The 23,651-nt window shown below is 40.3% G+C and carries 21 protein-coding genes; 7 read left to right on the top strand and 14 right to left on the bottom strand.

Annotation, left to right across the window (positions count from 1 at the left end):
• Nucleotides 1-40: 40 nt before the first annotated feature.
• Nucleotides 41-1,345, bottom strand: coding sequence for an NAD(P)/FAD-dependent oxidoreductase (locus H5118_RS17825; protein WP_182749616.1), 1,305 nt, complete (start codon nucleotides 1,343-1,345; stop codon nucleotides 41-43).
• Between the two features lie 274 nt (nucleotides 1,346-1,619).
• Between H5118_RS17825 and H5118_RS17820 the strand changes: the two genes are divergently transcribed.
• Complete coding sequence (locus H5118_RS17820; protein WP_182749615.1) at nucleotides 1,620-3,548, top strand: ATP-dependent DNA helicase RecQ; 1,929 nt, start codon at nucleotides 1,620-1,622, stop codon at nucleotides 3,546-3,548.
• A 45-nt stretch (nucleotides 3,549-3,593) separates the two neighbouring features.
• Nucleotides 3,594-3,902, top strand: coding sequence for a YkgJ family cysteine cluster protein (locus tag H5118_RS17815; protein WP_002962790.1), 309 nt, complete (start codon nucleotides 3,594-3,596; stop codon nucleotides 3,900-3,902).
• Nucleotides 3,903-3,973: 71 nt separating this feature from the next.
• Here H5118_RS17815 and H5118_RS17810 read toward each other — a convergent pair whose 3' ends face one another.
• From H5118_RS17810 to H5118_RS17795, 4 genes are all read right to left on the bottom strand, one after another.
• On the bottom strand, nucleotides 3,974-5,593 hold the full coding sequence (locus H5118_RS17810) for a methyl-accepting chemotaxis protein (protein WP_182749614.1): 1,620 nt from the start codon (nucleotides 5,591-5,593) through the stop codon (nucleotides 3,974-3,976).
• Between the two features lie 223 nt (nucleotides 5,594-5,816).
• Nucleotides 5,817-6,434 carry a glutathione S-transferase family protein gene (locus tag H5118_RS17805; protein WP_002962787.1) on the bottom strand — a complete coding sequence of 206 codons (618 nt, stop codon included), beginning with the start codon at nucleotides 6,432-6,434 and terminating at the stop codon, nucleotides 5,817-5,819.
• A 50-nt stretch (nucleotides 6,435-6,484) separates the two neighbouring features.
• Complete coding sequence (locus H5118_RS17800) at nucleotides 6,485-7,513, bottom strand: NADP-dependent oxidoreductase (protein WP_182693830.1); 1,029 nt, start codon at nucleotides 7,511-7,513, stop codon at nucleotides 6,485-6,487.
• Nucleotides 7,514-7,692: 179 nt separating this feature from the next.
• Complete coding sequence (locus tag H5118_RS17795; protein ID WP_182749613.1) at nucleotides 7,693-8,187, bottom strand: GNAT family N-acetyltransferase; 495 nt, start codon at nucleotides 8,185-8,187, stop codon at nucleotides 7,693-7,695.
• 149 nt (nucleotides 8,188-8,336) lie between these two features.
• Between H5118_RS17795 and H5118_RS17790 the strand changes: the two genes are divergently transcribed.
• Entirely contained in the window at nucleotides 8,337-9,542 is a 1,206-nt protein-coding gene (locus tag H5118_RS17790) for an anhydro-N-acetylmuramic acid kinase (protein WP_182695254.1), read from the top strand.
• A 36-nt stretch (nucleotides 9,543-9,578) separates the two neighbouring features.
• Here the strand turns inward: H5118_RS17790 and H5118_RS17785 are convergent, their stop codons facing one another.
• Complete coding sequence (locus H5118_RS17785) at nucleotides 9,579-10,064, bottom strand: hypothetical protein (RefSeq protein ID WP_010554987.1); 486 nt, start codon at nucleotides 10,062-10,064, stop codon at nucleotides 9,579-9,581.
• A gap of 696 nt (nucleotides 10,065-10,760) precedes the next feature.
• Between H5118_RS17785 and H5118_RS17780 the strand changes: the two genes are divergently transcribed.
• The 3 genes from H5118_RS17780 (at nucleotide 10,761) to H5118_RS17770 (ending at nucleotide 12,572) form a co-directional block, all read left to right on the top strand.
• Entirely contained in the window at nucleotides 10,761-11,258 is a 498-nt protein-coding gene (locus H5118_RS17780) for a GNAT family N-acetyltransferase (protein WP_182749612.1), read from the top strand.
• A 163-nt stretch (nucleotides 11,259-11,421) separates the two neighbouring features.
• Nucleotides 11,422-11,955 (top strand): hypothetical protein, encoded by a 534-nt coding sequence (locus H5118_RS17775; RefSeq protein WP_182749611.1) that lies wholly within the window; start codon nucleotides 11,422-11,424, stop codon nucleotides 11,953-11,955.
• Nucleotides 11,956-12,125: 170 nt separating this feature from the next.
• Nucleotides 12,126-12,572 (top strand): hypothetical protein, encoded by a 447-nt coding sequence (locus H5118_RS17770; RefSeq protein WP_138685222.1) that lies wholly within the window; start codon nucleotides 12,126-12,128, stop codon nucleotides 12,570-12,572.
• A 438-nt stretch (nucleotides 12,573-13,010) separates the two neighbouring features.
• On the opposite strand, the gene H5118_RS17765 is transcribed toward H5118_RS17770, so the two are convergent.
• From H5118_RS17765 to H5118_RS17730, 8 genes are all read right to left on the bottom strand, one after another.
• On the bottom strand, nucleotides 13,011-13,868 hold the full coding sequence (locus H5118_RS17765; protein ID WP_182711907.1) for a nucleotidyl transferase AbiEii/AbiGii toxin family protein: 858 nt from the start codon (nucleotides 13,866-13,868) through the stop codon (nucleotides 13,011-13,013).
• Nucleotides 13,849-14,883 (bottom strand): type IV toxin-antitoxin system AbiEi family antitoxin, encoded by a 1,035-nt coding sequence (locus H5118_RS17760; protein ID WP_182749610.1) that lies wholly within the window; start codon nucleotides 14,881-14,883, stop codon nucleotides 13,849-13,851. The genes H5118_RS17765 and H5118_RS17760 overlap by 20 nt, the downstream gene beginning before the upstream one ends.
• A gap of 298 nt (nucleotides 14,884-15,181) precedes the next feature.
• Entirely contained in the window at nucleotides 15,182-16,264 is a 1,083-nt protein-coding gene (locus tag H5118_RS17755) for an OprO/OprP family phosphate-selective porin (RefSeq protein ID WP_182749609.1), read from the bottom strand.
• A 1-nt stretch (nucleotide 16,265) separates the two neighbouring features.
• Nucleotides 16,266-16,853, bottom strand: a complete 588-nt coding sequence (locus tag H5118_RS17750) for a DUF4956 domain-containing protein (RefSeq protein WP_182749608.1) — start codon at nucleotides 16,851-16,853, stop codon at nucleotides 16,266-16,268.
• A 1-nt stretch (nucleotide 16,854) separates the two neighbouring features.
• Nucleotides 16,855-17,769 carry a polyphosphate polymerase domain-containing protein gene (locus H5118_RS17745; RefSeq protein WP_182749607.1) on the bottom strand — a complete coding sequence of 305 codons (915 nt, stop codon included), beginning with the start codon at nucleotides 17,767-17,769 and terminating at the stop codon, nucleotides 16,855-16,857.
• A 77-nt stretch (nucleotides 17,770-17,846) separates the two neighbouring features.
• Nucleotides 17,847-20,405 carry a CotH kinase family protein gene (locus H5118_RS17740; RefSeq protein ID WP_182749606.1) on the bottom strand — a complete coding sequence of 853 codons (2,559 nt, stop codon included), beginning with the start codon at nucleotides 20,403-20,405 and terminating at the stop codon, nucleotides 17,847-17,849.
• 206 nt (nucleotides 20,406-20,611) lie between these two features.
• Nucleotides 20,612-21,739 carry a zinc-binding dehydrogenase gene (locus H5118_RS17735; protein ID WP_182720700.1) on the bottom strand — a complete coding sequence of 376 codons (1,128 nt, stop codon included), beginning with the start codon at nucleotides 21,737-21,739 and terminating at the stop codon, nucleotides 20,612-20,614.
• 105 nt (nucleotides 21,740-21,844) lie between these two features.
• A complete protein-coding gene (locus H5118_RS17730; RefSeq protein ID WP_182749605.1) occupies nucleotides 21,845-22,522 on the bottom strand; it encodes a glutathione S-transferase family protein in 678 nt (225 codons plus the stop codon).
• A gap of 174 nt (nucleotides 22,523-22,696) precedes the next feature.
• Here H5118_RS17730 and H5118_RS17725 point away from each other — a divergent pair, with 174 nt between their 5' ends.
• Nucleotides 22,697-23,623, top strand: a complete 927-nt coding sequence (locus H5118_RS17725; RefSeq protein WP_182749604.1) for a LysR family transcriptional regulator — start codon at nucleotides 22,697-22,699, stop codon at nucleotides 23,621-23,623.
• The last annotated feature ends 28 nt before the right edge of the window (nucleotides 23,624-23,651 follow it).

The raw sequence follows: 23,651 nt of genomic DNA, 5'->3' as shown, positions 1-23,651 counted from the left end.
CAGTGATAACGCTCACTGTCTTTAATTTAGTATATATAGATTAGTGCAACTTCATTTTAGGGCGCACTACACGCAGCACTTTTTCGCTTATCCATAATGCAAAGGTTTTTGCGCTACCGTGTATGGCGCGTTGGTGCATACGGTATAAAGATATATACATAAAGCGGGCAATTTTACCTTCAATAAAAAAGGTATTGCTGGTTAGATTGCCCATTAAGTTACCTACAGTGCTGTAGCTTGATAAGTTAACAAGTGAGCCATGGTCGCTGTATTTAAAGCCGCGTAGTGGTTGCTGCTTTAGCGTTGCGATTAGATTTTTTTCGACGCACTGCGCCATTTGATGCGCCGATTGTGCTCGAGGTGGTACTTGCTTGCCATCGGCTTGGGTAAATGCGCAGCAATCGCCTAATACAAAAATGCTTTCGTCTACGGTGCTTTGTAAAAACTCGTTTACTTGAATTTGGTTGCTGCGCGTCAGCTCAAAAATACCTAAGTCTTTAATAAAGTCAGGTGCTTTTACGCCTGCTGCCCACACCATAATATCGGCATCAATGTGTTCTTCGTCTTTGGTGATAAAGCCTTGTGCGGTGCCTCCTTTTACTTGCGTTTGTTCGCGCACGTTTACGCCAAGCTTTAATAGCTCACGCTTGGCACTAACGGCAATACGCTCTGGTAATGCAGGTAAAATACGCGGGCCAGCTTCAATTAAATGAATATGCAAACGCTTAGACGACATATTTGTTAAGCCATAAAGCTTTAATAGCTCAGACACATGATAAAGCTCAGCTGAGAGCTCAACACCGGTAGCACCGCCGCCTACAATGGCAATATTAAGTGATTGCTGTTGGTTGTCGTCTTGGTGAAGGCGTGTAAAGCTGTCGAGTAATGAATGCTGAAAGCGCTCTGCTTGTTGGTTTGAGTCTAAAAAGTAGCAGTGATCTTTTATACCTGGGGTATTAAAGTCGTTACTTACGCTGCCAATGGCAATGACTAGGTGGTCGTAGCGCACGGTGCGCTCGGGTAAAATTGTGTGGCCTAGCTCGTCTAAAAGTGGTGCAAGGGTAACTGTTTTATTGCTTTGATCTATATTGCAAAAAGTACCAAGTTGAAAGTTATAGTGGTGTTTTGCAGCATGGGCTGAATACACAACGCCATCTAAATCGGGGTCAATAGAGCCTGTCGCTACTTCGTGCAGTAACGGCTTCCATATGTGGGTACGGTTTTTGTCTATTAGTAGAATTTCAGCTTGTTTTTTCTTTCCTAATTTATGGCCTAATTGCGTTGCGAGTTCTAATCCGCCAGCACCACCGCCAATAACGACGATTTTAGGTGTAGTAATATTCATAACGTTGCCCTCAAAAATAATATACCCAAGTGATCTGTATTTTTATTCGTTTTTTAAGATGACTTGGGTATCAATAAATTATTTTGGCAACAAGCAGTTACTACTCACTTTATAGTGCTTTAGTTTGCGCTTAAATAAAGGTGATGTCAGCAATAAATAATGTTATTTGTTGTATACTGAGTTGCAAATATTTCATACACACCGAGTTGCAAATATTTTATTTACACCGCATTTTTATAAGCATGACTATTGTTTAGCCATCAAAAGGACATTTATGACCACGCCACTAATTCAATCACTTGAGCAGCACTTTGGTTTTAGCCAATTTAGAACAGGGCAACAACAAACTATAGAGCAGCTTTTAAATGGTCAATCGTCGTTGGCTATATTTCCGACCGGCTCGGGTAAATCGTTGTGCTATCAATTAACTGCGTTGCATTTACCAAATTTAACGTTAGTTGTTTCGCCTTTACTAGCATTGATGAAAGATCAAATTAGCTTTTTAAATAGCAAAGGTATTTACGCGGCAAGCCTTGATTCGAGCCAAGATCAAATGCAAAGCAGCACCGTAATGAATGATGTGCGAAGTGGTAAAATTAAAGTACTAATGGTGTCGGTTGAGCGTTTTAAAAACGAGCGTTTTAGAGAGTTTATAAGCCAGGTGGCGCTTTCGATGTTAGTGGTAGACGAAGCGCACTGTATATCTGAATGGGGCCATAACTTTAGACCCGACTACCTTAAACTACCGCGTTACCGCGAAGAGCTTAATATTCCTTTAGTATTGCTGCTTACGGCAACGGCGACTAAAAAAGTTAAACGCGATATGGCAGAGCGATTTGCTATATCGCCTGAGTGTATTGTGCAAACGGGCTTTTATCGCGCCAATTTAGATTTAAGCGTGCTGAGCGTTAAAACCGCCGATAAAAACATCGAGCTTACCAACATTGTGCGCGCGCAAAATGGCCCTGGTATTGTGTATGTAACGCTACAGCAAAGCGCCGAGCAAGTTGCTAATGTGCTAAGTGCACAAGGTGTGCATGCGGTGGCGTATCATGCGGGGCTTGAAGATACGCTACGCTGGCAAATTCAAGATGACTTTATGGCGGGTAAAATTAACGTAGTGGTGGCAACCATAGCCTTTGGTATGGGCGTTGATAAGTCAGATATTCGTTTTGTTATACATTACGATTTACCAAAATCGATTGAAAACTACAGCCAAGAAATTGGCCGAGCAGGGCGCGATGGCAATCCATCAAACTGCTACACCCTTGCTAATTTAGATGGACTAAATACGGTTGAAAACTTTGTATATGGCGACACCCCTGAGCTTAGCGGTATTGAATACGTAATTAACGATATTCGCCAAAGCCACCAGCAATGGGAAATGCAAGAATACAGCTTATCAAGCGAAAGTAATATTAGGCAACTGGCACTTAAAACCTTGCTAGTACAGCTTGAAATGCAAGGCGCTATAACGCCGCAATATGCCTACTACGCTGATTTTAAATATAAATTTTTGGTTGATAAAAACGAGCTACTAAGCCAGTTTGACGAGCAACGCCAAGCATTTTTAACGCAAATATTTAGCCATACCGATTTTAAAAAAATATGGGGCACGCTAAATTTTGACTCCCTTACGCAAGCCGCGCAGGTTGATCGAAAACGCGTAGTGGCAGCCCTTGATTACCTAGCCGAAAAAAACCTAATAACGCTCGAAACCAAACGTATTACCCAAGTATACAAAGTGCATGGGGAGGTTATAAATAACCCAGAACTTGCCCAGCAACTACACGACTACTTTAGTGATAAAGAACAAGCCGAAATTAAACGTATAGCTGCACTGGTACGCTTTTTTGAGCTACAAAGTTGTTTAAGCTATAACTTAGCGCGCTATTTTGACGATCAAAACGCACCACAGCAATGTGGGCATTGTAGTGTGTGTAGAGGCCATGCGGTTAAGCTTGAATACTCTATAGAGCCTGCATATATTGACGAGCAACTTATTTATCAAAAGGTGGATGAGTTTTTAGCGCATATGGCAGACAAAGGTAATCATAATGTGGGTATTGAAACCCAATGCCGCTTTTTAGCTGGGATGAGTGTGCCATTATTTGCGCGTAATAAAGTGCGCCAATTGAGTGGTTTTGCACTGTGCGAGCAAATGCGTTACAGCGATATAAAAGCAAAACTACTAGCGCGTTAAATTAGTTACTGTATCCTAGTGGCTTATTCAAAAAAGTAAGCCACTATGCCTCATATTGTTATTCCTGTTGAAAATATTTCTACTACCCCAGAGCCTGTTACGTGTGCTAACTGCCAAGCCTGTTGTTGCCAATTAGAAGTGCGCATAGTAACCGACACCGGCGTGCCTTTTAACTACATTGAATACGATAAATGGGGCAGCGAAGTAATGAAACGCGCTGACGACGGTTGGTGCCAAGCACTCGACCGCAATACGCTTATGTGCTCTATTTACGAAAACCGCCCATTAGTTTGCCGCGAGTTTGAAATGGCCTCAGACGAGTGTATTACCGAGCGCGATTTAGCGGGTATATAGTCCGCTATTATTAAAGTACATAAACATCAAAGGGGCTTAAAAGCCCCTTTGTTTATTACTTACTATAAAAATTAAACTTTAAAGTAGCTAATATACTTTTTAAGCGTGTTTGAAAGGTCAGCTAATGCAACGGCTTCTTGTGCGTTACTGTTAAGAGACATGCTGGTTTCTTTGGACATACTGGCAATTTCTTCCACGCCGGTACTAATTTGCGCCACGGTGGCTACTTGGTTTGATGTTGATTCAACAATTTCAAGCACGTTACTTAATGAGTCGTTAGCTTGTTGCTGTATTTGATGCAGTAACTCGTTTGCCTCATGGGTAAGCGTTAGGCCATTTTCTACTTGCGGTACTGTGGTTTCCATAGCTGTTACCGACGCTTGCGTGTTTTCTTGTACTTGCAAAATCATCTTTTCAATGTCGCCTGTTGCATCACCGGTACGCTGGGCAAGTTGCCTTACCTCGTCAGCAACAACAGCAAAACCTCGGCCTGTTTCGCCTGCTCTTGCAGCTTCTATTGCCGCATTTAGTGCAAGCAAGTTTGTTTGATCAGAAATGCTGCGGATCACACTTAAAATATCGCCAATGTGTTTTACATGCTCTTGCAGCACGTTTACTTGGGTAACCGTGGCTTTTACGGTTACAGAAATTTGCTCAATTTCGGCCGCTACTTTTTGCACTGCAATACTACCTTGCTGCGATAATTGCGCAGTTATTTTTGAGTTATCTTCTGTTTGTTTAACAGAGCCTGCAACTGCATTAATACTGCGGCTCATTTCTTCTAGGCTGCTTACTGCCGAGTTTGTATAGGTTACTTGTGCGTCAGCGGCACTAAGTGCTTGCTGCGAGCCAGACGCTACGCTTGCAGAGTGCGTAGAAAGCTCTTCAGATGAGTTAATAATGCTATCTACAATGGTTTTTAGTTTAGATTGCATCACCCCTACAGAAGCCATCATGCTATTTGGGCAACACGACTGTACATCACCTCTTAAATCGCCTTGGGCAATAAGGGCAATTACTTCGGCGGCTTCTTGTGGTTCGCCACCTACTGACTTTCTGATCAGTTGGCTAATAACATACGCAACGCTTGCACCTATTAAAATTGCAAGCGCGGTGAGCGAAATCATCCAAATTTCAAATGAACTGGCAATATCGAGAGTATTAATAGTAGTGGTTTGATTTGCTTGCTCTTGCAGGTTTATAAATTGGTTTATAACATTTAGCCACTGGGTAAACGCAGGGCGCGCATCGGTTAATAAAATGCGTTTAGTTTCGTTTAGGTTTCCTGCATTTTTAGCGTTTATTACACCTTGAATGAAAGGCTGAGTACGCTGCTCTATTTGATTTATTTTATTAATTAAAGCGCGCTCTTCACTATTCATATCACCCATTAGCTTAGCCATAGCGCGGCTTGACGTTTGGTAAAATGCGTTTAGCTCTTGTATGTTATTTAACACGGTACTTAAACTGCTTTGCTCGGTAATTAGCACTACGTCGCGCACGGCTATTGCTCTGTCGTGTACGCTGCCTCTGAAGTTAATTGCGTAACGTTGCTTTACCGAATTTACGTCGGTCATGTGGGTAATGTTATTATTAATAAGGCTAACGCGCGAAATTCCAATAATGGTTAAAATAATCATCATTGATAAAATTACGCCAAAGCCGGTCGTTAAACGCATGTTTATGGTCATGGTTGATCCCAAGGGTGAGTCAATACGCGCAAGAGCAGCTTGTATTATTAGTGAAAATACTTAAACAATAGCAGCATTATGCCTTATTAATTAAAGTTTTATTAGCAATAAGGTGGGTAATTGTTAACTTAGTTTACAAACGTAACTTTGGCGGGGCATATTTTACAGGCATTAAAAAAGGGGCTAAATGCCCCTAGTGTTATATAAAATATTATATAAAGGTTTAGTCGTACTTTGCTTCTAGCTCATTAGCTGTATGAAACTTCTCATGGCTTTGTAATTGCTCGTCGTATTTAACGAGGTTTTTAAAGTGCGCTAATTGACCTGAGTTTTTAACTATTTCAACAATAAACGACATCATAAAGTCTGCGCCCGTTAGGGTATCGCCCACTAAATAACGTTTACCTTCTAGGCGGTCGTTAAAGTAGCTAATTACTTTAGCTGTTTCAGCGTCGGCATAGCCTTCTAAAAACTGCGTTTTAGCGCCGTCTTTTAGTACAAACATTTTAAGTAAAAGCGGTAAAATTGCTGAGCTTTCTGCAAAGTGCAGCCATTGCTGGTAGTCAACATATTCAGCGGTATCTACTTTTGGAGCAAATTTACCGTTGCCGTATTTAGAAATAAGGTAGTCGGTAATAGCGCCTGATTCAGCAATAATTAAACCGCCGTCTTCAATTACCGGTGACTTACCAAGTTGATGAATATGCTTTAGTTCGTCAGGTGCTAGAAATGTGTCTTTATTACGCTGATAAGCCACAATTTCGTAGTCAACATCTAGTTCTTCTAAAAGCCAAATTATACGTTTAGAACGGGATTTATTTAAATGGTGTAGTTTAATCATGTCAGTCCTTTTTTGGCTTGTAATGGCTTTGCCTTACAAGCCGTATAAAATTAAAGTGGGTTATTAATTTTAACCACAGTTTTACCAAAGTTTTTACCGCATATCATATCGTTGAACGCGTCTACTGTATTTTCGATACCTTCTACCATGTGCTCACGGTATTGAATTTTTCCGTCTTGTAGCCATTTTTGCATGTCTTGTGCAAACTCGTCGTAACGGTCGCCGTAATCATCAAAAATGATAAAGCCTTGCATTTTAATACGCTTAGTAAGCAATTGACCCATTAGCATACCTAAACGGTCTGGGCCTTCTGGCAAGCTAGTAGCGTTATATTGCGATACTAAACCACACAATGGTACGCGTGCTGCGGTATTTAGTAATGGTAGTACGGCGTCGAATACTTTACCGCCCACATTTTCGTAGTAAACATCAATGCCTTTATCACAGGCTTTTTCTAACTGCTCTGCAAAGTCATCAGCTTTGTGATCAATACAGGCATCAAACCCTAGTTTTTCAACGGCGTGTGCACATTTTTCGCTACCACCAGCAACACCCACTACTTTACAGCCTTTAATTTTAGCTATTTGACCAACCGTTGCGCCTACAGGGCCTGTTGCTGCTGCAACAACTACGGTTTCGCCTTCTTTAGGCTGGCCAATATCAAGTAAACCCATGTAAGCAGTAAAGCCAGGCATACCCATAATACCTAATGCGTATGAAGGGTTTGCAGGCTCTTTACCTAACTGCATTAAGCCTTCGCCGTCGGTAATGGCGTAGTCTTGCCAACCTGTGTAGGCAAGTACCCATTCGCCTTCGTTAAACTTATCGTTTTTAGACTCTTCTACTTGGCACACTGTTGCGCCAACCATTACATCGCCAATATTAACAGGGTCAGCATACGACTTAGCATCGCTCATACGACCACGCATGTACGGGTCTAGCGATAGGTAAATAGTACGTAGTAAAACTTCGCCGTCTTTTAATGCAGGAAGCTCTACCGTTTTTAATTTAAAGTTTTCATCTTTTGGAGCGCCATTAGGGCGTGATTCAAGAGTAAGTTGGCGACTAGTCGTAGACATATAAGATCTCCTATTAATATAAATAAACTACTTACCGAATGTTTACGTTTTAAAAATCGTGTTCAGCTAAACAATAATGCGCGGCTAAGCAGTATGAATATGTACAATGCGTACCTTAATAAAGGAGTTTTGGGCGGGTGGTTGATAATTCAACCTTTGCGCAAATTTAATTAGAGTAATTAGTCTGCTTTGAGCTTACTAAATATATGATTGTTGTAAAATACCCCGTTTTTATAAATGGCCTGTTTAAGCACAGCCTCTTGCTCAAAGCCGCTCTTAGTAAGTGCTTTCATAGAGCCGGTATTACCAGCAAACACGGCACCAAAAATTCTGTTTAAGTGTGAGCTTGCAAACGCTTCATTGCATATAAGTTCAATAGCGCGAGTAATAATACCTTGCCCCCAATAGGCTTTATTAAGCCAATAACCAATTTCGCCACTGCGTTTGTATTCAAATTCGCCGGGAGTTATACCAATACAGCCCGCAAATTGCCCATTTACAACAATGGCCTTAATAATGCCGTTTTTTGAGCCTTGGTTTATCCACCAATCAGCATCGGCTTGCGTATACGGAAACGGAATTTTTGACGATAAATAACGCGTTACCTGTTCATCATTTAAGGTGTTAATAATAAAAGGCGCGTCTTGGGCTTTAAACTCTCTGAGGGTGATCATATTTTTTCATAAATTTTTAGTATGCACACTAACTTAACAATCATTTAAGAGTTAAACAATCAGAACCTAAATTAAACGCTTTACGGCTATTACTTTGTTTTAAAGTCCTCTAATATAAGCAAAATATTACACCTATTTTAGATGCCATTATGCACCCTCACATTAAAGCGCTTTATAACAGCGCCCTAAAACCAAGCCGTTTAATTATTGGTTTAATGAGCGGCACCTCGTTGGATGGGCTTGATGTTGCACTGTGTAAAATAACGGGCGCGGGCTTAAATACTCACATTGAGGTTTTAAATTTTACCACCGTTGACTACAACGACGATTATAAAACTAAAATAAAGCAGGTATTTGCCAAAAGAGAATGCGATTTAGAACTTGTAACTTTACTGCACCCGTGGGTAGGTAAACTCCATGGCGATATGGTTAACCAGTGCTTACATACTTGGCAAATAGACCCGGCAAGTATTGATGTTATAGCCAGTCATGGGCAAACAATTTACCACTGCCCACAGTCGCAACATAATCATAAAAGCTTTACTAATGGCACGTTACAAATTGGCGATAGCGACCAAATAGCCGTTACTACGGGTATTACTACCATTGGTGATTTTAGGCAAAAACACATAGCCGCAGGAGGCGAGGGCGCACCACTTGCTGTGTATGGCGATTATTTGTATTTTTCGAGCGCTGTGGAGAGTCGGATTTTGCTAAATATGGGCGGCATAGCTAACTTAACGTTTTTACCCAAAAATGGTGATGCAAACCGTGTGTTTAGCTCCGACATTGGCCCCGGTAATACCATTATGGATGCCTACGTACAGCAACATTTTAAAGATATGCATTATGACGATGGCGCAAAAATAGCTAAAGCAGGCAAGGTAAATACACCATTATTAAATGCATTGTGTAATAACGCATTTTTTAAACTCCCAATGCCTAAAACCACAGGGCCTGAGGTATTTAACTTAGCGTATTTAAACACCGCACAGCAGCTTACAAATACACAGCACTTAAGCCATGAAGATGTAATGGCCACCTTAAATACCTTTACAGCAACCGCTATAGCAAATGCATTAAACGAGTGTGCAGAGCGCGCACAAAATTGTGTGGTGTATGCAAGTGGTGGGGGTATTCATAACCCATTACTAATGGCGCAACTTACAGCGCTTTGCCCACGTATTAAGGCTTTTAAAAATACCGACGATTTAGGTATAAACCCCGACGCAAAAGAGGCCGTGTTATTTGCTATTTTAGCAAACGAATGCCTAGCCGGAGAGCAGCAACACCTAAGTAACACCGCACAAGGTATTGCGGGAGTTACTATGGGTAAAGTAAGTTTTGCTGATTAATAACGTCTAAGTAGCGTAATTTAAGTGCTGTCAGCATTAAAACAGCGATAAAAACGTAGAGCCCATACTTGCAAAGTAGCTACGAACGCCCTGTGACTTGGTATGTTCAGTTTTTATTTGCTCAGGAATATAGCCTTGCTCAAATGCTTTAATGTACACATCGAGTTGCTGGCTTTCTTTTAAGGTCGTGTTTTTTCCGTGCAGCATCATTTGCACTACAAAACACTGGCTTTGTGTAATGTTACTTAAAGTAAGATTTACAGTACCAGATTCAAGGTCTGCATTGCTCAGCGTTTTTTCAGTAAAATACTGCGCCCCACGCGCACTGGGCTGCGTTGCACTTAGTGAAATAACATCGCTCTCATTTGCGCCATCAGGCAACACACACTGCAGCGTAATGTTATGCGCAGCATTGGCTTTTAGCGATAGCTTTTCATATTCCATAGCGTGGCTCATTGCCGCAGACATAGAATCATCAAATGATTGCAGTGCAAATGTTAGTTGCACTAAGGGTGTACTCATCTTACTTAATCTTCTTGAGTCTATTCATTTATCGGATAGAGATTATCACGGATCAAAGTTACAGATTTATGACTAATTGCATTATTTAGTACAATTATTGAGTAGTTTGATCAAAGAGGATCTTTTTGTTCTTTCTCATCCAACTTTGGAATGTTTTATCACACATCTGGAATGAAGAGCCATATGTGGCAGTGCTTGTAGCGATGGTGCTTCCGTTCCTTATTTGGGTTCTTTTCATAGGGGACAAAATTTCGTTTTTAGGCTTAAACTAATTAAACAGAGATTCCCAACTAAAATTCTATACTTTATCTTTTTTGGTTTATTACTGTATGGATAGCGGTTTATTGTTGTACCTCATATTAATAGAGCGGTGTTAGCGGCCAAGATAAATGTCGCAATGCAAATGTTCTAAGGCGGTTATGAGCGAAAACCAGTTATTGAGATTGGCTAAATATAGTAGTTAATTGATTGGTCAAACTGCTTTTTGCGCATATATTCATGAAAATGCGCGCTGCGCGCAAATTGGATTATTAACTTCACCTAAAAACTTTAGAAAACTTAGTTATAGTAATACCTTAGGTAATTTGCTAAAACTATATAAAGTAGATAGATGAGCGTTATGTCGGCAGAAATATGCTTGATGAGCGTACTATTAAATTGCTAGGTGTTCGGCAGATCTTACAGTAGGGATATAACTTGAAAATTAGACACTTAGAAGAATTTGATCATAAAGATCTTCATAATATTTATAGCTTTACGGAAGTAATGGCAAATACATCACAACTTCCTTTTTTGAGCTCTTCGCAAGTTTCAAATCTCTTTTCAGCATCAAATCAATACACGTTAGTCGCAGAAGTTGATGGTAAGGTGGTTGGACACGTGACGCTATTCCTAACGGATAAAGTTCGGGATAAGCATACTGCTTCTATTGCCATCGCTGTTCACCCTGAAAGTCACGGACAAGGTGTCGGAAAAGCCTTGATGCATGAAGCAATCAATCAAGCTGATAATTGGCTTAATTTAGTTCGTGTTGAATTAGAGGTTCATGCTGATAATCTTTCAGCCAAAGCTCTGTATGAAAAGGTAGGCTTTGAAACTGAGGGCATTAAGCGTTTGAGTACATTCAAAAGTGGACGGTATATAGATATGGTTATCATGTCCAGAATCAGCCCTGCACATGGAATGAACACATAACAAAGCGTTTAAGGCAGATTCGCAACGCATGGCATTCTTGGTTCAAATGAGTTTTGTGTTTACGGTGTAATGGTTTAGGTTAGACGTAGGCGTCACTCACTACTTAACGCGGCGTTATGTTGTTTTGCAAGTTAGTAGGAATTTTTAAAGGGATTTGAATTGAATGAAATTTTTCAAACTTACAGTGATAATATTATTTGCTTTAATTATTGGTGCAGCACTGTCATACCAGAAAATCATCTCAGACATATTGATACCGCAGTATGTTGACTGGGCTTATGAAACTGAAAAAAAAGGCTCGGAGTCAGGAGGTCCGCTAAATTCACGAGAATTAGCTTTGGCAGCTGATATAGGAATTCAAAAACCAGAGAAAGTTAGGATTGTATATGTTGAAGAAGTACTGTTTCCATACGAAAACTTCGCTCTAAAAGCACTAGGTGAAGCATTAGGTTTTATTGGTGAAGGTATTACCAATAATGCTCAGGCTTTCGGGTATTCCATTTATGTTCGTAATGGATATGAGCTCAATAGGCCAAAATTGGCTCATGAATTGGTTCATGTGCTACAAATCGAAAGATCTAGTCTTGATCAAGTGATAACTCAGCACTTCTCTGACATAGCTGAATTTGGTTATGACAAAGCACCTTTAGAAGTCGAGGCTTTTAAAGCAAATAAACAGTATGCAGCTGATTGGTAATTAAACGTTGAAAAATCACATTAAGTCGGTCGCAAGCTCCCTGGGACAGTAATACGTGGACTCAGTCGCTTCGCTCCAAATTTTAGCCCACGTGTTATTGCCCCTAAGCGGGATGTTAGTTGGCTTCAACCTAGTCAGCAGCACGGAACAAGTTTTCGGAGTATTTAAAAGTGGACTTTGTTATAGGCTTAATTCCATTTTTATTGTTCTATGTTTTAGTGAATTATATCCAAAGCACTATTGGGTATTACCCTAAACTAGCTAGAGAATATAAAACGGATTTAAGCATTTCGGATTCATCTATTTTTAAATCACGCAGTATGTACCTGACAAATATTGCAGATATTTCTCGTGAGAAAAATAGTGAATATAGGACTTGGCTAAATATCAAATCATTTGAGCAAGGGGTATTTATAAGCCAAAAACGGATGCTGATTCTACTATTTCCCAAGAGTTTTTTTATACCATGGGAGCAAATTAGCTTAATAAAAGAGAAAACTAATTTTCTTAAAAATCAATATCTTTATAAAGTCGAATATAAAAAAGAACCTATTTATATCATTACGAAATTCGATTTGTTAAAAAGCTCAACTAACAAGAAAATCAATAAGGACTAAAAACAGTGGGCTTTTGCTCCTGCGTCGCCTATTTTAGCCAACAATTTTTGGGTCAAAAGAGTCAAATTTTGACTTCATACATCAAGGTTTGCCAGTGCCTGCTGATGTCGCACTAGCGAAGTTTGCCAGAGTACGCCTATCAAATTAACTATATCCTTAAACCTTTAATGTACTTGAGTGGCTAGCAACGTACGGGTGATCCCTTCCAGCGTTAATTGAGAAATAAGCTCAATTCCAGCATTGAATGGGAAATATTCCAACTTCCTATTGGAAATTCACTTATCAAAGCCTCGCCTTATATAAAGCCCTGTTCCAAGCTTGAATGAGAAAGAAAATATAAGCAAAGCTGTTTTAGTAACTTATGGGAATAAGAAAATTGCATCCGGCGGTTTCAATAGCGATTACTTTATATATAAAACAAAGGAGCTATTGAAACAGTTAAGCAGTATTTAGCTGCTCAGAAATAATACTTAAAAGCTCTTCAGCATCACTATATTCAATTTGAACTGCTCTGCTTATATCTAGTACTAAATTGTCTACTTTGGACTCAATATTGAACAATTTTTCATTAATGAATGAAAGAACTTCTTCGTTAGCGATGCTGCAAGCATCAGTGGCTAGTTTCATTGTGCTCGCTTTATGTTCATCATAGTTTTGAGCGTCCATAAAGTCATCCTCATAAAGTGAATCTGCGATATCAGGTATTTTTGAGTAGTGCCTAGTGAGATAAAAAATATCCATTGCGTCTTTACGTCTAACGCTATGCTCCCTTTCTAGCCATGAAATTAACTTCAACAATAGCATCCCAGCAGGCGATGCAACTTTAATATTAAGATTGGGGTTATTGGCAATTTCTACGTCTAGGGCATGTTTAAATGCTTCGTTAAAGCCTGTTACTGACATTCCAATATCGTGCTGTGGCGGCCAAGTAATAGAGTTACCATCACCAGCAATATTTCCAAATGGAATAATATCAATCTCCCAGCGCTCACCGTTAGGAACGGTAGTTACTAGCTGGTGTACTTTTGTTTGATCAGGGGTAAAACCATTTTTTAGCAGATGCTCCTTTAACTGTTCAAACTGGTCCCAGTTTTGGACTTGTATACCAAAATCAATATCTCTTGTACCTCGCTCAATTGCAGCACCGTAGCCATGGTGGAGTATAATGTCTCTGGCGGTAGCACCTATGACTAGGTAAGGGATCCCTAATGCTTCAGTATGGGCGTTTATTTTTTGATAAAGGCCAACTAACCCTCGTGGTAATTTACCAACAACATTAAGCGATGTGCTTTTCATAAAACCTCGTTGCAGCATCTATGTTTCTTGTGTCTCTACTAGCTAATAAATTAGCATAAATTAAATACGGGTGTGCTAAATGAGTCTTTGACCCAACAAGTTTTTCTATAGCTAAAAATGGCTCCACTAAAACTACTTTTGTTACTGCATCGTTTATATTATCTTCTGCTTTTACTTTTCGTAATCGTGCAGTTTTTAAAATGACTTTTTTATGTTCAGGGCTTACGTAAATTAGATAATTTTTTGTATTTAAATAATCATCATATTGTTGAACAGCATATTCGCCTCCCCATATGGCATTTACATTATTTAGTTCAAGTTTTTGTAGTAGCTCCGTGTTATCAGTAGTGAAGATTTCTTGTTTTAATTTAGCTTCAACAGTTACAGGATAAGCGTTTAACCACTTCTCTAGTAAAGCTTTTGAATTGTTGATTGTTTTAGTGTGTTGGTCTTTTTGAACTATAAACTCTTGATATATTAAATCGTCAATTACTTGTTTAACCGTTCCCAGTGCAACCTCGGCCATCTTTGCAATTGTGCGCATGGGTTTATTTACCAGCTCCGGTTGCACTAAAAACATAAATACTACTTTCATACCCTTGGGTTGAAATGCCTTACCTAATTGTTTGGCTAAGGCTATTTCATTGTGGGCTTTTTCGGGCTTATTTCCCTGAATATCAATATAAATTGGGGAGCAATTAATATACGTGTTACCAACTCGGTCTATAAAGGATGTATTTTGCTCCTTTAATAGAGCTGCTTGATTAGGGTTGATGTACTCAGTAATTAATAGGGCATTGGTTATCTGATTTTTTATTTTTAATTCAGCAATATACTTTTGTAAGGTGGTTATATTTAGGTGCTTTTTACATTTAATAATTAAATTGCTTTTAACATAAGGCAAAGCGAGTTCGCCTTCAGTACACTCTTTTTTAAAAGCTTTATACTCTGCGCCTAAACTCGTCTGCAAGTTTAATTTCTCAATAGCTGCCTGTATTATCTCGTGGCCCATCATTTGTTCACTAAATTTAACTGTTCATTGTTTATGAACATAAATATAAATTGAACGCCAGTCAAGTTTTGTTCACTAATTTAAGTTGTTCATTTTTATTGAACGGTCACCATTAATGAACGAGGGGAGTGGCAAGCTCACAAGCTTAAATTGCCTTACTGTAATTAGTGGGATAAGTACCAGCCTGATAAGTTACCTTTAGAGAGTTTATAACAGCTCTATTAAAATAGCCCTGTGTTAAACGTAACGTTTAGCATAGGGCTTTATAGTTTTAGATTAACTGGCTTAACACGCAAGCGCATTAAAACGAATATTGCAGCCTTAATGAGATTGCATTGCCCGATGTGATAGTACCGCCCGCCTCAAAGTAGTCGGCTTTGATGTAGTCGGCCATAAACTTTATGTTTTTGTTTACGGTGTAGTTAACACCAAGTGCGTAGGTTTTTGCGTCTTGGTTTTCTTGCTTGAGCTTAAGTAAGCTATAGCGGCCAGTGAGCTCCCAGCCTGGCTCTGAGCTTGCGCCTAGTTTTGCGTTTTTATACTTGCGGTATCCGCCCGTTAGTTGATAACCAAATTGCAAATAGCCGCCTTCGTAATCATTGGTTGACTCTTCAATACTGGTTACTTGTGCTTGTTGCCACTCGGCCATCATGGTCAATCTGTCTTTAATCCATAACAGCTCTATACCTTGCTGCGAGAGGTTATCGGCATTAATTTTATCGCCTTCTATTAATGAGTCGGCGGTATAAACTTCAAGTGGCTCATTTACTCTAAATTCGTTACCGTCGTACTGCCTCTCACTAAATGCGACGCCTAAGTGTAATAGGTTGGTATCTTGCTGCCATGGCACCCAGGCTACCCGCCCTGTAATAGCTGATGTTGCTTCGTCTTCGTCGGGCTGATAATAACCAAGTTGCCAATTTACTGAGGCTATCTCTCCTGAAAGGCTAATACCTAAACTTCGCCCTGGCGAAAACGCTTCGCTTATCATGCTGCGTTCAAGCATTAATAAATTACGAGAGCTGGTTAGTTTTTCTAGGCCAAAACCTTCTTTTTGCTGGCCTATGGTTAAATCAGCATATTTACAGCCTGAGTATTCTAGGTAGGCGTCTTTTATTTCGGTTTCGCCATCGGCAAAGCCAAGCTGAAATTTACTTTTCCAGTCTTTGCTTATGTCTGATTTAAAACTTAGGCGAGCGCGGCGTATTTCTGAGCTGCTGCTGTCGTATTGCTCCTCTAATAATGAGGTATCAAACTTGTTGTAGTCGAGCATGATATAGCCGCTTAAATCTATATCGTCGTTAATTTTGGCAAAGCTTGCGTTACTAACAAAACAACAAAGTGTTGAAAGCGCCACGGTAGAAATAGTTAGTTTAGAGGTCATGTTAGGCTACCTTTGTTTGTTTTTCGGCTAAGTAGCTCACTTTTAGTTGGGCTACATCTTTTAAAAAGTCGATGTGCTCTATGTCTACAGCAACTACGTTTAGGCCTGTGCGCAGTTTTAAATCGTTGATGAGTGTGGCTTGGTTTTGCGGGGTTATGTTTTCTATGCGCTCGTAGCAAACGTTTTGTACTTCGTAGCGTTTTACAAATATGCTTGAGTCAATTACAAAGGCAATTAAGCAAATTATGCCGTTAAGAATACTTAGCTCAATTAAGCTCATTTGCCCTACAGAGGTAAGTAAAGCAATAGCAGTAACAAGGAATAAGTAAGTCATTTCTTTAATCGAAATAGACTCAGTGCGGTACCTTAGCATGGTAAATACGGCAAATAGACCAAATGCAAATTCCATTGACATATCAACGCCATGCAGCAAAAAGGTAATAATAAAAACGCCTACGCCAAATAAAATAAACGAGCCTGCCACCACTGCATTTTTACTTATGCGAAAGTAACAGCCATAGCAAAGTACAGCCAGCGATAGGATGTTTACTAAAAAACGGGAAAGAAAAATAAGATCTAATTTTGTCATTTTAATTATTCTCTAAAGGTAAAAGCGGGTTAGTGCGGTTAAGGTGTTTTAAACGGGCTAAAACGGGTTTAAAGCGGTTTACTTTTAAGCGCTCGGGGTAGAGCAAAGCACAGCCAATGCAGTATTTACTAAACGAGGCAGGGAATATGTGGTGTTTGCTCATCAGCTTATAAAATGGCGAGTGTTTTGTTTTTTTACGTTGCTTAAGTTCGGCAATAAAAAAGCCCGGTAGGGTTATTTTGTTATCGCCCTTTGGGGTGTTGTACCACAGGTTAAAATCAAGCGTTAAGCGTTCGGCTTTTTCTTCGTTGGCTAAAGCTATACGGTTATAGCCGCTTTGTTGGGTTACGTTTAAATGTGCAAAGCTGTTTTTCATTTGTTCTTTCATAAACGCAGTACAATGAGCTTGCTCGTTGTTTTTTTCGAGCTTGATACGTGTTTTAACCGTACGGCTTTGATTGTTTTTTAGTTTTACTTCTAGGTATTCGGTGGCGGTATCAACGTAGCGTCTTTGGCGCACTTTGTATCGATTAAGCTTACCGTTATGGTGGGCTTTGTATAAATCAAGCTCGGGCGTATCAAAGTACTGATTATAGTAAGAAAATAAACGCTTACCTTGTATATCAAGCACACGGTACTGGCCTTGTAAGTGAGTTAGTAGCTCAGGTAAAAAAGACAGTGGTAGCATAAACTTGCTGTCTACACGGTTCATTAAGTTGGCGTTATTAAGATCTTTTAATCCGTAGCCTTCAAACGGGGTGAGTAGCTCGTTAATTAATGTTGATAATGAGCCATCAGCGGTTGGCTTTTCAGGTTGGGCCTGCTTATTTTTAGTGTTTATTGCAGTAATTGCTACAGGTGCAATTGAAGCGTCCTTTTCAAAAAATTCATCCTTTAAACGTGCTTGAATTGTCATAATTTTCTCAGATTATTAAATTGCAAAGTTATACAGTGCAGTGCCAGCGTGCTGGCACTGCATGAAGGATGGGTTGTTTATCTAGAGCAAAAGCCGCTGCCGTCGCCGGCTGAAGGCAATGTGCCATCGAGCTGCGCGGCCATATTTGCTACGCGGTACTGCATAAACGACGTTAAACCGTAAAACTGCCCCGTAGTAGAGGTTAGGTTTTGCTCAAAGTAATCTGAGCCGTAAAAACTAGTGGGGTCGTTTTGTACGTGCTCACGGATTAAGTCGGCTATTTCATTTACGCGGGCACTAAATGTGTCGCTTGAAAGTGAACCATTAATAAGTTGCGTTAAGTAACTGTGGTACACATCAAGGTTGCTTTGCTCGGCAAATACATTAGCGATTAACGGGCGCTCATTTAATGCGCCGCTTACTGGCTCATCAATGTAGAGCTCTCTTACATCTACACCATTACAATTCATGTTAAAGGTGCCAAATGACTCGTTAAAATCCCATGGCAAAATGCTAAATACGCCATCGTCATCGTAAATATAATAGTTATGAGCAAGCGTACCGTGGTAGCTATCTAAATTAGAAAGCGAAGTGCTAACCGACATATAACGTAAAAGTGTATCTACCTCTATGGCGCTGGTTTCGCCGTCATCGAGCGATTCTACAAAGTTAATAAATGCGCCGTTATCGGTGGTGTCTTCGTTGGTTTGTAAGTTTATGTCGGTGTAGCTTTGTATGTCGTCACCTAGCCATAGTAAATCGCTGCCTGTGCCATCAGGCTTGTATAAATCGCCGTTACTGTTGGCAAAGTGTTTTTCTACAAACTCACCATCTATGGCTTCTACCATTAAGTACAAACCAAATAGTTCGCCGTTTACATAAAAGTTAACGTAAGCATGCTCAGGCGTTGGTACGCCCATTTCATCCATTAGGTCGTAGGCAATTACTTCACGCATGTACGACGGGTCGTTAAACGAGTTTTGCAGTGTGAATTTTTTTAGCCCAAAAAACTTTTGGCCCGACACGTATTCGTTAATGTCGACCTTAAAGCTGTATCGGTCACTGCTAGAGTTGGCAACACTGCTTAAGCTTGAGCCGCCTTTAGTGCGAATAGCCACGCTATCGAGTGTTACACCGTTAAAAGTAATAGCAGTTTCGTGATATTCCTCATCAAGTGGGTTATCTAGAATGTCTTGCCAGTTTTCGTCGGTAATTGTAATAGAAAGCGTATTAACAGCTGTGGGTGTAAATGCGGTTGCAACGGTATTCTCGCTACCTGGAGTAGGGGTTAAAAACGCATGAGTAAAGTCGGTGCTGTTACTTAGGCCGTAACTAAAGCCTGTGGCTACATCGCTTTCGTTCCAATCAATGTAGTCAATTACTTCATCGTTGAGTATTAAGCTTAACTCGTCTTCTTTACCTAGTTTAAAGGGTACGTAGTAAGTACCTGGATCTTCATCGGTGGCATAAATAGTAATGTATTGGCCTGCGTATAAATCTATGTCGGGCAGGGTTACTGGGTCTATGTCGTCGCTTTCATCAATAACTTGGTAGTTGGCTAAGTTAATAGTATTTTCGCTGTTATTGTATAGCTCAAACCAGTCGTTGCCATCGTCTGCAGCGCTTGCCACCACTTCGTTAATAACGAGTGGTCCGTGAGTTGCTTTGCTATTTTGACTAAGCTCTGTTGGAGTTAATACCGCTGTTGCATCGCTGCCATCTGGGTAGCGGCCATAGCTGTAACCGCTAAGCGCTTGGCCTTTTTTCCACGATAACTGCTCTATAATTACATTGTTACTGTAAAGGCTTACGGTATCGCTTGAGCCTAATTTAAACGCTACGCTTGGGAGGTCGCCTAAATCATCGGTGCTGGCGTAAATGCGATAAAACTCTCCGGGTGCTAAAGTAATATCGGGTAGGGAAAATTGCTCGTTATTGTCATCACTTAGTGTGTAGTCAGCTAAATAAACATCGCTACTGCTTGTTACATAAAGCTCTATCCAGTCCTCGGAGCCGCTGCTGTCTTTTGCTACTACTTCGTTTATACGCAGTGGGGCATCTTCAGCAATTAGCGTGGTAACAAGTGTTGAGGTGTCGGCTGTTTGGTTAGCTGCGCCCTGTGTTGGTGTTAATGTTTGCGCGGTGCCGGTGCCGTCGGTGTATAAGCCGTAGCTAAAACCTTCAGGGGCTTCGCCTTCTTCCCAATCAAGTACAGACACCGCAGTGCCATTTTCATAAAGCGTAACAGCGTCGTCGCTACCTAGTTTAAAGGTAACGTAATAACCGTTATCGGGCGGTGTGTCGGTTTCATCAATGGCTTGAATAACAATAAACTCACCTTGCGAAAGCGCTACTGCGGGTAATGCTTGAGGCTCTCTGTCGGCGTTATCATCAACAAGTGAAAATACCGACAAATCGGCTATATCTTCAGTGGCATATAGCTCAATCCAATCGTAGGAGGTATCACTTGGACTTGCGACAATTTCATTTATAACTAAGCCAGTTGACGTGATTGTTGATGATGAATCAGTACTTTGCTCTGTGCTAGTGTCGGTAGTTTGCTCAGCACCGCCGCAGCCATACAATAATGTAGTAGAGGCAATAACTGAATAAAATATAAAAGGTTTTATATTCATGTAGGCACGCTTATTATTTTATTAAAGTGGATAAACTATAAGAATAAAAGGTGCAAACAATGTGTAAAAATTCAGTAAATTACGTTTTTGTGATGGTTTTATGACAGGCTTTTAAGGACGCGTTAACTGCAAACCTAGCAATAGTAGAGTGCGTATATTTAAACGTAAAAAAGCAGATACCTAATTAGCATCTGCTTAATATTTAATTAAGCTTGAGGTTTAATTAAGTACTTTTCGCCGGTGGCTTGTTTAGAATAAGCCGCGATTGACTGTAAATGTAATACCTCAGCTAATGACACTTCGTGTGTGTAGTTGCTCGCAAATGTAGTGGTGATTTCATCAGCAACGCGTTTGCGCATTTTCATTACTGTATCTGTGCCTAATTTACCTAAAGCATTAAATAACAAGAACCCGTTTACAGCCCAAGCAAAGCCAAAGTTACGGTTTAGTGTAATAGGGCCGCGGTCTAGTGCGCCATAAATGTACACTTGTTTAAATGTATCAGAGCCATAAATTGTGTGCTCTTTCATATCGCGCGCAGCTGCAACTTCCATACAGTTAAGAATGTCACTTGTTAGTTGGCCGCCACCAATAGGGTCGAACGCTATAGTTGCACCGGTTTCGATTATTGCAGCTGTTAGGTCAGCAAGAAAAGTGTCGCTGCTTGAGTTAACAATATATTTTGCACCCATATCGCGCAGTAATTTTTCTTGTTCTGGTTTGCGAACAATATTAATTAAATCAACGCCATCGGCAATACAAATACGGTTTAGCATTTGGCCAAGGTTAGAGGCCGCTGCGGCGTGAATAATAGCTTTATGGCCTTCAGCGCGCATGGTTTCTACCATTGCTAGTGCGGTAAGTGGGTTAACAAAAGATGATGCACCTTCTTTAGCAGTAGTCCCTTCTTTTAGCTCTAGGCAACTTTGTACATTGGCACATATAAATTGACGATACGTACCGCCACCAATTACTGCAACGGTTTTACCCATTAATGCTTGTGCAGCAGGTGATGACCCCGCAGCTACTACGGTGCCTGCGCCTTCATTACCTACAGGGGTTGCTTTTCCAACACGAGTTTTAAGTGATGGCATAAATTGAGCTGGAACATCGGCAGTAATTACTGGATTTTCATCAGTACCCGATTGCTTTGCAGTAGACATATCAGCTGCGCTGAATAAAACGCCTAAGTCTGATGGGTTTAATGGTGCAGCTTCAATACGAATAACCACTTCATCGGCATTTGGCTTTGGCATCTCGATGTTTTTTAAGGCAAGTGTAAGTTTATTGTCTTCGCTGATAGTTGAAGTAAGTTGGATATTTTTATCTGTCATAGGTGTCTCCTGCAAAGAATTAAATTTGTTAAGCCAATAACATTATTGTATTGGCGATCTGTCTTAGTAATTAAAAATTAGAATAGATACTTTTATAGCTACGCGTTATTTAGCGTTTGCTGCTTGAATTTGCGCTTTCACTTTTTGCATAAATTCAGCCATATTTGATTGCCGATCGGCCTCTATGCTTTGGGTAATGGCTAATTGGCTCATTGATTCGTTCCACTCTTTCATGCCGGGTACTTGTGCAAGTACATCCCAATCAAGCTGGCTTGAGCCAAAGGCGCTAACAATGGTGTTTACGTAATAAACGTAAATGTCTGCCATTGTAAATTGCTCGCCTGCAATCCAAGGTGAAAACTTACACACGCTACTCAAAGCGGTTACGCCACGCGTTAATACTTGGCGTACTTCGGCTTTAGTTGTATCGGGTACTTCAGCGCCTGAAAATACATAAGGGATAAACCGTCTGCTTGGCAGTTCAAAATAAAGCTCTGCCATTTTCATAATTTGACGTACAACTGCGCGCTCACCTGCATCTTCAGGATATAGCGGGGTTTGTGGGTACGACTCTTCTATAAAGTCGCAAATAACACTCGACTCAGAAATATTAAGGCCGTTAGCTGTTGTGATTGCAGGCACTTTGCCTGCAGGGCTGATTGCTAATAACTCTTCGCTACCGCCGTAAACAAGGTGTTCTTTAAATGGCAGTTGTTTGTGTAAAAGTACATGTTTAACTAGGTTGTAATAGTTGCTAGCAGCAAAACCGTGCAAAGTAATCATAAGTCAGCTTTCCATCATTAACGTGAAGATACTCATTGCCAAAAAATGCAATTTAAGTCCCTGTCTTTAGGTTGAGTACATTATTACTTGTTTTAATTTGCTTATATATAGGGGAAAATGCGAATCACTTTTGTCTTTAAGACAATAAAGAATTTTATTTAATGGAGAGGCAACTTGGATCAACTAAAAGCCATACGGTATTTTATTAAGGTGGTTGAAACGGGCAGTTTTACCAAAGCCGCCAAAGCTTTTGATGTGCCGCCTTCGTCGTTGTCGAGGCGAGTTGCTGATTTAGAAAAAAGCCTAGGGGCGACGCTTTTAAAGCGTTCGACCCGCATAGTTAAATTGACCGAAGTTGGGCAAATTTACTATAACGATGTTCAGCAAATATTAAATCAGCTAGAGCAAAGCCATGAAACTGTGCGCAGTTATCAAACAACACCAATGGGGCGATTATGTATAAGCTCAATGGTGAGTTTTGGTGACAAAATACTACTGCCTCTGCTTGATGAATTTAGCGCGCTATACCCCGAAATTATATTAGATGTTAGCTTAAGTGATGAGCTGTCGACACTTGGGCGTGACGATGTTGATATTGCTATTCGCGGTGGCTATGCGCCAAATGAACGCGTGCTAGCAATAAAACTAATGGATAACGGCTTTATTCCTGTTGCGTCACCCTGCTATTTACAAAAATACGGTGTACCTACTAATGTTATGGAATTAAAGGGCCACAGTGGTCTTTATTTTAAAACGCCAGCGGGGCCAACGCCTTGGTTATGTAAAGTGGATGAGCAATGGCACGACGTTTCTGGGCCTGCGGTCGCTATTTCAAATAACGGATCGTGGCTGGCTAAAAAAGCGTGTAATGGCGAGGGCATTTTAATGTCAACTCGGTGGGCGCTCGACTCATACCTTGAGTCTGGCCAGTTGCAAGAGCTTAAGTTTGAGCATGAATTAGCGATAAGCCAAAATGCGACTATGGCGGTTTATTTGTTATATCAAAAACAGCGTTATTTAGTACCAAAGGTGAAAGCGGCGGTCGACTTTTTAGTAAAAAGAATAAAAGAAACAGATGAAGGTAGTAAGCGAATAAAATAGGCCTTAAGAGTTAGGCCTATTGTTTGTA

Source organism: Pseudoalteromonas sp. SR41-1 (genome assembly GCF_014164015.1).
In the GTDB taxonomy this organism is placed as follows: Bacteria; Pseudomonadota; Gammaproteobacteria; order Enterobacterales; family Alteromonadaceae; genus Pseudoalteromonas; species Pseudoalteromonas distincta.
Note: the sequence above shows the minus strand (reverse complement) of the source record. Positions and strands in the feature narration are given on the sequence as shown.

Bases quoted from the DNA above. Each gene is read 5' to 3' on its own strand.
- H5118_RS17750 (WP_182749608.1), bottom strand. From the start codon at position 16,853: ATGACAAAATTAGATCTTATTTTTCTTTCCCGTTTTTTAGTAAACATC.
- H5118_RS17805 (WP_002962787.1), bottom strand. From the start codon at position 6,434: ATGATTAAACTACACCATTTAAATAAATCCCGTTCTAAACGTATAATT.
- H5118_RS17800 (WP_182693830.1), bottom strand. From the start codon at position 7,513: ATGTCTACGACTAGTCGCCAACTTACTCTTGAATCACGCCCTAATGGC.
- H5118_RS17810 (WP_182749614.1), bottom strand. From the start codon at position 5,593: ATGACCATAAACATGCGTTTAACGACCGGCTTTGGCGTAATTTTATCA.
- H5118_RS17820 (WP_182749615.1), top strand. From the start codon at position 1,620: ATGACCACGCCACTAATTCAATCACTTGAGCAGCACTTTGGTTTTAGC.
- H5118_RS17775 (WP_182749611.1), top strand. From the start codon at position 11,422: ATGAAATTTTTCAAACTTACAGTGATAATATTATTTGCTTTAATTATT.
- H5118_RS17785 (WP_010554987.1), bottom strand. From the start codon at position 10,064: ATGAGTACACCCTTAGTGCAACTAACATTTGCACTGCAATCATTTGAT.
- H5118_RS17760 (WP_182749610.1), bottom strand. From the start codon at position 14,883: ATGATGGGCCACGAGATAATACAGGCAGCTATTGAGAAATTAAACTTG.
- H5118_RS17795 (WP_182749613.1), bottom strand. From the start codon at position 8,187: ATGATCACCCTCAGAGAGTTTAAAGCCCAAGACGCGCCTTTTATTATT.
- H5118_RS17765 (WP_182711907.1), bottom strand. From the start codon at position 13,868: ATGAAAAGCACATCGCTTAATGTTGTTGGTAAATTACCACGAGGGTTA.
- H5118_RS17790 (WP_182695254.1), top strand. From the start codon at position 8,337: ATGCACCCTCACATTAAAGCGCTTTATAACAGCGCCCTAAAACCAAGC.
- H5118_RS17755 (WP_182749609.1), bottom strand. From the start codon at position 16,264: ATGACCTCTAAACTAACTATTTCTACCGTGGCGCTTTCAACACTTTGT.
- H5118_RS17740 (WP_182749606.1), bottom strand. From the start codon at position 20,405: ATGAATATAAAACCTTTTATATTTTATTCAGTTATTGCCTCTACTACA.
- H5118_RS17815 (WP_002962790.1), top strand. From the start codon at position 3,594: ATGCCTCATATTGTTATTCCTGTTGAAAATATTTCTACTACCCCAGAG.
- H5118_RS17735 (WP_182720700.1), bottom strand. From the start codon at position 21,739: ATGACAGATAAAAATATCCAACTTACTTCAACTATCAGCGAAGACAAT.
- H5118_RS17825 (WP_182749616.1), bottom strand. From the start codon at position 1,345: ATGAATATTACTACACCTAAAATCGTCGTTATTGGCGGTGGTGCTGGC.
- H5118_RS17745 (WP_182749607.1), bottom strand. From the start codon at position 17,769: ATGACAATTCAAGCACGTTTAAAGGATGAATTTTTTGAAAAGGACGCT.
- H5118_RS17730 (WP_182749605.1), bottom strand. From the start codon at position 22,522: ATGATTACTTTGCACGGTTTTGCTGCTAGCAACTATTACAACCTAGTT.